The organism is uncultured Phyllobacterium sp. (assembly GCF_902479695.1).
Classification (GTDB): domain Bacteria; phylum Pseudomonadota; class Alphaproteobacteria; order Rhizobiales; family Rhizobiaceae; genus Phyllobacterium; species Phyllobacterium calauticae.
On record NZ_CABSQF010000081.1, the window covers coordinates 1 to 7,868 of the forward strand.

10 protein-coding genes are annotated in these 7,868 nt (G+C 60.3%); 1 reads left to right on the forward strand and 9 read right to left on the reverse strand.

Going from position 1 to position 7,868, the window contains the following annotated elements; all coding sequences use genetic code 11:
- On the reverse strand, positions 1-700 hold a 700-nt coding region (locus RDL77_RS24375), incomplete at its 3' end, for a M48 family metallopeptidase (RefSeq protein WP_288195067.1).
- A 1-nt stretch (position 701) separates the two neighbouring features.
- Positions 702-1,784 (reverse strand): YjgN family protein, encoded by a 1,083-nt coding sequence (locus RDL77_RS24380; RefSeq protein ID WP_288195069.1) that lies wholly within the window; start codon positions 1,782-1,784, stop codon positions 702-704.
- Between the two features lie 178 nt (positions 1,785-1,962).
- Between RDL77_RS24380 and RDL77_RS24385 the strand changes: the two genes are divergently transcribed.
- The gene (locus tag RDL77_RS24385; protein ID WP_223615145.1) at positions 1,963-3,495 is read left to right on the forward strand and encodes an acyl-CoA carboxylase subunit beta; all 1,533 of its coding nucleotides are present in this window, start codon (positions 1,963-1,965) and stop codon (positions 3,493-3,495) included.
- A 52-nt stretch (positions 3,496-3,547) separates the two neighbouring features.
- Here RDL77_RS24385 and RDL77_RS24390 read toward each other — a convergent pair whose 3' ends face one another.
- The 7 genes from RDL77_RS24390 to RDL77_RS24420 form a co-directional block, all read right to left on the reverse strand.
- Positions 3,548-3,733, reverse strand: coding sequence for a hypothetical protein (locus RDL77_RS24390; protein WP_223615146.1), 186 nt, complete (start codon positions 3,731-3,733; stop codon positions 3,548-3,550).
- A 456-nt stretch (positions 3,734-4,189) separates the two neighbouring features.
- Positions 4,190-4,369 (reverse strand): flagellar FlbD family protein, encoded by a 180-nt coding sequence (locus tag RDL77_RS24395; protein ID WP_223615147.1) that lies wholly within the window; start codon positions 4,367-4,369, stop codon positions 4,190-4,192.
- 121 nt (positions 4,370-4,490) lie between these two features.
- Positions 4,491-5,231 (reverse strand): GNAT family N-acetyltransferase, encoded by a 741-nt coding sequence (locus tag RDL77_RS24400; protein ID WP_288195071.1) that lies wholly within the window; start codon positions 5,229-5,231, stop codon positions 4,491-4,493.
- A gap of 12 nt (positions 5,232-5,243) precedes the next feature.
- A complete protein-coding gene (locus tag RDL77_RS24405) occupies positions 5,244-6,422 on the reverse strand; it encodes an NAD(P)/FAD-dependent oxidoreductase (protein WP_288195075.1) in 1,179 nt (392 codons plus the stop codon).
- Complete coding sequence (locus tag RDL77_RS24410) at positions 6,422-7,216, reverse strand: YdcF family protein (RefSeq protein ID WP_288195072.1); 795 nt, start codon at positions 7,214-7,216, stop codon at positions 6,422-6,424. Before RDL77_RS24410 ends, RDL77_RS24405 begins: the two co-directional genes overlap by 1 nt.
- Positions 7,217-7,225: 9 nt before the next feature.
- Positions 7,226-7,705 (reverse strand): GNAT family N-acetyltransferase, encoded by a 480-nt coding sequence (locus RDL77_RS24415; RefSeq protein WP_288195073.1) that lies wholly within the window; start codon positions 7,703-7,705, stop codon positions 7,226-7,228.
- On the reverse strand, positions 7,696-7,868 hold a 173-nt coding region (locus tag RDL77_RS24420), incomplete at its 5' end, for an amidase family protein (protein WP_288195076.1). The genes RDL77_RS24415 and RDL77_RS24420, both read right to left, overlap by 10 nt.

The window sequence follows — 7,868 nt, forward strand, 5'->3', positions numbered from 1 at the left end:
CCACATGGCCGATCTCGTGGGCAAGCACGCCGAGCAGCATGTCCGTGTCGCCATCCGCCAGCCTGACCAGCTGGTCGGTGATGACGACCGTGCCGTCCGGCAAGGCGAAGGCATTGGGGCCGATGATGCCGCCATCGCGAAAATTCAGATTGAAGCCGCCAGCGCCGAGGCTGGATTTGGCCGCGAGTTTGCCGAAGCCGTCATTCAGCTTGACCTTGTCGGCATCCGGCACAGTGCTGGGCGAGAAAACCGTGGTGTCGAGCGTTTGCAGCGTCCCTTTCGACATGAGGGCGGGGACAACCGGCGGCGTGACCACAACGGCGACTTCGACCAGCGCGGGCACGGCAAAGCGGTAGATCGAGAAGGCGAAGACAAAGGTCAGGAGGGCGAGAGCCAGCAGCCGGGGATGGAACCGCTCCAGCCGGTGTATCCACCCGGCGCTGCGCCCCTTCTGCGCCGCCACAAGCGCATCGATGGCGTCATTGTCCATCGTCTCGAAACTGGTCCTATCGGGATAGGTCAGCCGCCGCGGTATCGACCCGACACGGTCGCTGATGCCGATCTGATCGAAGGCGGCGGCGGACAGGACCGTTCCATCCACGGCAACGACCGATACGGCAGCGTCGGCGAAAACCAGACTGGCTCCCCGGCCCGCGCTCGATCCTTCGCGGTACCAGAGGCCTGTCGTCAGTTTTCCCATGTCAGAAGCCAAAGTCGATACCTTCGATATCCATGAATTCCGAACCGACAGCCGAACCGCTGTCCTTGATATCCGAGAAAATCTCGCCGACATCGCCATCAAAGACAATGGCCGTGTAGTCCGCGTGGAAGCGCGCCAGCCGGATGGCGGCCCAGGGCCGCATCAGCCCGAGGGTGACGATGGTGACAACCAGATTGGAAATCATCACCCAGGCATAGGTCCAGCGCGGCATGTCGGAATAGAGATAGTGCCTGTCATCGAATGTCGTGGCACTCAGACCGGCGTTGCGTATGCCGGCGGAATAGAGCAGTCCCGTGACGGCATAGATCAGCAGCACGGGCACGAACAGAAGATATATGAGCAGAATGAATGCCACTTCGCCGCTCGAAGCCTCCGCCTTCATTGCCGCAAGCCCGGCCGATGCGCCGGCGATCAGGATTCCGAAAAGAAAAAGTCCGGCAACCGTCAGTACGGCAGGTAAAACCCAGACGCGATAAAGCGAGCCGATCGTCGGGTCCGGCGAAAACACCTTGCCGCCATAGCGCAGGTTGCCGAGCGTGTAGCGCAAGGTCCACCGGCTGGCGATGGGCGCGAGCAGGCCGAAGGAAATCCCCGCCACAAGGCTGCTGAGGAAAAACGCCCTGACCGCACCCCAATAACCGCCGGTGAAATCGAAGCGCACATTGCGGTAGCTGGTAACGCGTGCGCTGAAACGCAGGCCGCGCGCAATCAGCCAGGGGATCGCGGCGATGAACACCAGGCCGAGCAGCCCGCCGAGGAGCGGCGAAAACCGGAGCAGTATATTGTAGAGGATGAGATAGCCGACGACGAGGATGCGGCCGATCAGAATCTGCTTCGGCCGGGCGTGATAATCGAACCGGCCATCGGCCAGTTTGGTATTGCCGTAGAAATAACGATTGCGCCGCACCTTTGCCCAGGCGGAATAGATGCCGAGCGTCACAATCGTCAGCAATACATTGACGATCCAGATGCCGAAATACTCCTTGGCGGTGCCGGAAAACGAAAACCGGTGACCGGTATATTCAGCCGGACGGCCGAACCGTGGTTGTGGCGAGCCTTCCATGTTTCCCCCGAAACAGTTTTGTCCGACAGGACTCCAGGAACAGGCTTAGCCCGACTTGGGACGGGATAGCAATCACGCGGCCGGAATTTCACCGCGACGGCCGTTTGATATCGCCGACAAACCGCTTTCGCAGGCCGGTTTGTCCTGATATCAGAAATGTCACAATGAGGAGGATGCCATGAAGGATGTGCTGATCGAGCTGGAACGCCGCAGGACCATTGCGCGGGAGGGCGGCGGCAAGACGCGGATCGAGGCCCAGCACAAGCGCGGCAAGCTGACGGCGCGCGAACGCATCGACATTTTCCTCGACGAAGGCTCGTTCGAGGAGTTCGACATGTTCGTCGAACACCGCTCGACCGATTTCGGCATGGAAGAGACAAAATTTGCCGGCGATGGCGTCGTGACCGGCTGGGGCACCATCAACGGGCGCACGGTTTTCGTCTTCGCCAAGGATTTTACCGTGTTCGGCGGCTCGCTTTCCGAGGCGCATGCGGAAAAGGTGCAGAAAATCCAGGACATGGCCCTGCGCAACCGCGCGCCGGTCATCGGGCTTTACGATGCGGGCGGCGCGCGTATCCAGGAAGGCGTGGCGGCGCTCGGCGGCTATGCGGAAATCTTTCAGCGCAACGTGCTTGCGTCAGGCGTCATCCCGCAGATTTCGGTGATCATGGGACCGTGTGCGGGTGGCGACGTCTATTCCCCGGCCATGACGGATTTCATCTTCATGGTGCGCGACACGTCCTATATGTTCGTCACCGGGCCGGATGTGGTGAAGACCGTGACCAATGAAACGGTGACGGCCGAGCAGCTGGGCGGCGCGTCGATCCACACCACCAAATCGTCGATTGCCGACGGCGCCTATGACAATGACGTGGCCGCCCTGTTGCAGATGCGCCGCCTGATTGATTTTCTCCCGGCATCCAACACCGCCGATATTCCCGAGATCGAATGTTTCCAGGATACGGACGAGCCGGATTACTCGCTCGACCGGCTGGTGCCGGACAATGCCAACAAGCCCTACGACATCAAGGAACTGATCCGCAAAACCGTCGATGAGGCGGATTTTTTCGAGATCCAGGAAAGTTTTGCCAAAAACATCGTCGTCGGCTTCGGCCGCGTCGAGGGCCGCACCGTCGGCATCGTCGGCAACCAGCCGATGGTTCTCGCGGGCGTGCTGGACAGCGATGCCTCGCGCAAGGCGGCGCGCTTCGTCCGCTTCTGCGACTGCTTCAACATTCCCATCGTCACGTTCGTCGACGTGCCGGGCTTCCTCCCCGGCACGGCGCAGGAATATGGCGGCCTCATCAAGCATGGCGCCAAGCTCCTGTTCGCCTATGCGGAGGCAACGGTGCCGAAGATCACCATCATCACGCGCAAGGCCTATGGCGGCGCCTATGACGTGATGGCCTCCAAGCATCTGCGCGGCGACATCAATTATGCCTGGCCGTCGGCGCAGATCGCGGTGATGGGTGCCAAGGGCGCGGTGGAAATCATCTACCGCAAGGATATTGGCGATGCGGAGAAAATCGCGGCGCACACGAAGCGTTACGAGGACAGGTTCCTGTCGCCGTTCGTGGCGGCCGAGCGTGGGTACATTGATGAGGTGATCATGCCCCATTCCACGCGCAAGCGGGTGTCGCGGGCACTGCGCATGCTGCGCAACAAGGATCTCGAAAATCCCTGGAAGAAACATGACAATATCCCGCTTTAAGGCGGGATATCGGTATTCAAGACTGTAATGCCGGGAATTGGAAACCGGGAAATTAACGGCGGAAGCTGAAGCCGCCGCTGGATTCGCGAAGGATCTGCGAAATGGTGCGCTTGTCGCATGGCTCTGCCAATTTGGCGGCGGCCTTGACCATTGTTGCGCTCGACTTCACGCCGACCTTCGGCAGTTTGATGACACGTGCTTCAGACGGCGACGACGTTTCTTTATTTATTGTTAGCATTGTTCACACCTCTAGTTAAACTACTCTCGCCAAGAGAATAATCCTGTTTCAGCATGCGTCTGTATTTCGGATGCATTGTGACACTAAGAAAATTCAAACGATTTAACAAATCACTATTTGTATCCGATTTTGACTCTCGTTTGAATAAAACCAACAAATCGTAAAAAGGTTCCCCGTCCGTAAATATCACGTAAATATTACACTATGAAACAACAGTAAAAGGCCATTTTGGCCGGGATGATCCCACTCTTATGGTTAACGCAACAGGCATGGCAGAGGCTGAGCACGTGGTTGTGGTGCGCGGTTCGACAAGCTCACCATGAGGGAAGTGATGTGGTGACAAGGCCAATCGGAAAGATTGCAGAACCTGGCTCCCTGCAATCCTCATCCTCCCTCATGGTGAGCTTGTCGAACCACGCATCAAGGGCTTTGCAACCGGGGTGATCGCGTTGCGGCTTAAATGGCCTCGATGCCGACCTTGCGCTGGATCTGGTCAATCGTCTCCTTGACGAAGAAGGTCAGACCAGCGGTTACGGTCACGATGTGCGTTCCCGTCCCGTAAGGGTTGAACGATACGACATGGGCAAAGTTGAGTGTGATGTGATCGCCGTTGACGTCGGTCAGTTTGATCCACATGGCTGTCTTCCCTCCCAGTTTGACTGCACAGCGGCTTCAACAGACACGCTGTGCCGTCAGGGAAGCAGGTTTCCCGGCATCAGGCAATTCGATTAACGGCATTGCCGGAGATTCTTGCCGACTATGGTTTCCGGCGATAGTGATAGCTGTGCAGTTCGCGGTCAAAACCCAGCGAGGCATAGAGCGCCCGCGCCGGCTGATTGTCGGTGATAACCTGCAGGCAGGCACCCTCGGCGCCTTCGTCCCGCGCCCAGTCGAGCAAGGTTCCAACCGCCCGCTGGCCATAGCCGCGCTTGCGGTAATCCGCATCGGTGGCAACGGATTCCAGCACCAGCAGGCCATTGCTGATGGCACCATAGGCTTTGGCGACGATCCGGCCGTCCATGGTGACGGACGCAAAGGCCTTTGGCACGACGATGGAGGCAATCATATCGGTGAAAACCGCCTGCTCATCATCCGACCAGCCGGAGATGCGCTTGCCGTCACGCGACCAGCCCGGCGTCATCTCGCGCGACAGTTCGGCGGCAGCAGCGCCGCCTGGGCGATGGCGGCGCAGGTCGCAGTGCAGAACCGTGCTGCCACCCTCGAAACGGTAACCGCGCTCGACCAGATGCGACTCCATTTCATCGGCGATGGTCGGAACCCGGAAAATGTAGTCGCGCCCGAGCGCGCCATAGAGTTTTTCTGCAGCATCGATCACGCCGGCGGGTTCGGCGCGCGGTCCGCGCAAAGGATTGACCGAGTTGGTGCGGCGAACGCCGCCGCCGGAAAACCGCATCAGCCAGCCGCTATGCAGAACCTGCCGCGGCGACGGCCACGCATTGAAACACGCTTCCTCGACCCGCCAGTTCAGATCATCCATCACTGCTTTCTCCTAAACCGCCTGCCCTGCCACCCAGCCGGATGACCAGGCCCACTGAAAATTATAGCCGCCGAGCCAGCCCGTCACGTCGACCACTTCACCGATGAAGTAGATGCCTTTGACGGATTTGGCTTCCATCGTCTTCTGGTCGAGCCCGTCCGTGTCGACACCGCCCAGCGTGACTTCCGCCGTGCGGTAGCCTTCGGACCCGGCGGGCTTGACCTGCCATTCATTGATGGCCTTCTCGACGCCGAGCAACTGCTTGTCGGAGACATCGGCGAGATGGCTGTGGATGCCGCTGTTTTCGGCGATCAGCTGCGCCAGCCGCTTCGGCAGAAGCTCCGACAGGGCTGTCTGCAGCGCCTGCCGGCCATTGTGCGCACGGGCGGCGCGCAGCGCGTCAAGAATTTTGACACCCGGCAGCATGGCGACGCTGATCGTGTCGCCCTCGCGCCAATAGGACGATATCTGCAGGATCGACGGGCCGCTGAGACCGCGATGGGTGAAGAGCATGGCTTCAGCAAATTTTGTCTTGCCGTGGCTGATGACGGCATCGACGGAAATACCGGACAGGGGTTTCAAGGGCGCCAGCGTGTTGTCATCGAAGGTCAGCGGCACCAGCGCCGGGCGGATGTCGGTCAGCGCCAGGCCGAACTGCCTGGCAACATCATAGCCAAAGCCGGTTGCGCCCATTTTGGGAATGGACTTGCCGCCACAGGCGACCACCAGCGAGGTACAGCGCACGCGCTCGCCGGACAGCGCAACGGTATAGCCATCCGTCGTTGCTTCAATGGACTCCACCACCGTCTGCAACCGCAGCTCGACATTGGCCTGTTTCATCTCCGTGACCAGGAGATCGATGATCTGCTTGGCCGAACCGTCGCAGAACAGCTGGCCCAGCGTCTTTTCATGCCAGGCGATGCCATAGCGGTCGACCAGCGCGATAAAATGGCGCTGGGTATAGCGACGCAGCGCGGAAATGCAGAAATGCGGGTTTCTGCTGATGTAGTTCTGCGGGGCGGCGTTGAGATTGGTGAAATTGCAGCGCCCGCCGCCGGAAATGCGGATCTTGTCGCCCGGCGCCTTGGCGTGATCGACGATGAGCACCGAGCGGCCGCGCTTGCCCGCCTCGACAGCGCACATCATGCCCGCAGCGCCCGCGCCGATGATGAGAACGTCCACCTGCTTCATCATGGCGATGGCAACAGTTCATCGGTGCGGCCGGTCGCCCAATAGGCGAAAAGCCCGACCCATTCCTTCAGGACAATCGTCAGGTTCTGCAGGGAATCGATCGGGTTGTCCTGGGCAAATCCGGGATATTCGATGCCGGAGGTGCGGTAATCGGCAGGCCACGGCACCACGTCGAAGCCTGCCTTGCGGAACAGCCCGACCGAACGGGGCATGTGGAAGGCGGAGGTGACGAGCAGCCACGTCTCGCCGGGTTTGATGTCGAGCAGCTTTTTGGTGAACTGGGCATTCTCGTAGGTGTTGCGCGATTCATTTTCGAGAACCAGCCGGTCGGCGGCAACGCCGAGCGCCGTCAACAGGCGCGGCGCCGTGGCGGCATCGCCCTCGCCCTCCAGCACCAGCGTACCGCCGCCGCCGGTGACCACAACCTTTGCCTCGGGGTAACGCCGCGCCAGCACCGCCGTTTCTACGAAGCGGTCACCGCTGGCATTGAGCTCGTAGCCGCCGCGCACCAGATTGACCCCGCCCTCAAAACCGCCGCCAAGGACGATGATGCCATCGACATGCGACGGTGCGGGCGACGGGCGCTGGAACCGGTCTTCCAGCGGATGCATGAGAAGCGCGCCCAGCGAACTCCAGACGGCCAGCCCCAGGATCAGAAATGCCCCGGCGGATGCGGTCATCGCCATGCGCCGCCAGGAGAACCACACGGCAAAAAATGCGAGGCCCATCAGCAGAATGGAAAAATTCAAGGGTTGAGCAACGAACCAGAACACCTTGGAAACAAAGAAAAACATTGAAAGTTCCTACGTCAGGTTCGCCAGCATTTTGACCTTCTCGATCTTGCGTTCGAGGCTCTCCGACCATTCGAGGCTCTGATGCACGATTTCAAAGCCCTCACGCTCGTACAGGCGTATGGCACCCGCATTGCGCGCATGGGATTCAAGCCGGGCGGTTGCATATCCCGCGGCGGCAATATCGGCTTTCAGCGCCTTGAGCAGGAGCGAACCGATGCCCTGCCCCTGATGGCCGGGATCGACCCACATATCCGAGATGTAGTCATCGTTCTTTTCGCGCGCGCCCCAGCCGAGAATGACACCATCCACCTCGGCAACCAGCACGCGGGCAAAATGTTCCTCGGCAAAGGCCTGGTAGGCACGCTCGACATGCGCGCGCATGCCGGGCAGTTCCGGTTCAAACGAGAAAATATTCGATGCCCAGGCCCGTGAGCCGACCGCGGCCAGTGCCGCGATGTCGGCTTGCGTGGCAGGCCTGATTACCACCATTTCGGCGCGTTGAACCTGCCTGCGGCCTGTTCGATGACATAGGCGGTCTGGAACAGGGTTTCCTCGTCGAACGGGCGTCCGATCAGCGGCAGGCCAAGCGGCAGGCCCCGGCTGTCCAGTCCGGCAGGCACGGCGATGCCGGGAAGCCCCGCCATGTTGACCG

Excerpts from the sequence above, each read along its gene's own strand:
- RDL77_RS24415 (WP_288195073.1), bottom strand. The coding sequence starts at position 7,705 with ATGGTGGTAATCAGGCCTGCCACGCAAGCCGACATCGCGGCACTGGCC.
- RDL77_RS24380 (WP_288195069.1), bottom strand. The coding sequence starts at position 1,784 with ATGGAAGGCTCGCCACAACCACGGTTCGGCCGTCCGGCTGAATATACC.
- RDL77_RS24410 (WP_288195072.1), bottom strand. The coding sequence starts at position 7,216 with ATGTTTTTCTTTGTTTCCAAGGTGTTCTGGTTCGTTGCTCAACCCTTG.
- RDL77_RS24390 (WP_223615146.1), bottom strand. The coding sequence starts at position 3,733 with ATGCTAACAATAAATAAAGAAACGTCGTCGCCGTCTGAAGCACGTGTC.
- RDL77_RS24400 (WP_288195071.1), bottom strand. The coding sequence starts at position 5,231 with ATGGATGATCTGAACTGGCGGGTCGAGGAAGCGTGTTTCAATGCGTGG.
- RDL77_RS24405 (WP_288195075.1), bottom strand. The coding sequence starts at position 6,422 with ATGAAGCAGGTGGACGTTCTCATCATCGGCGCGGGCGCTGCGGGCATG.
- RDL77_RS24395 (WP_223615147.1), bottom strand. The coding sequence starts at position 4,369 with ATGTGGATCAAACTGACCGACGTCAACGGCGATCACATCACACTCAAC.
- RDL77_RS24385 (WP_223615145.1), top strand. The coding sequence starts at position 1,963 with ATGAAGGATGTGCTGATCGAGCTGGAACGCCGCAGGACCATTGCGCGG.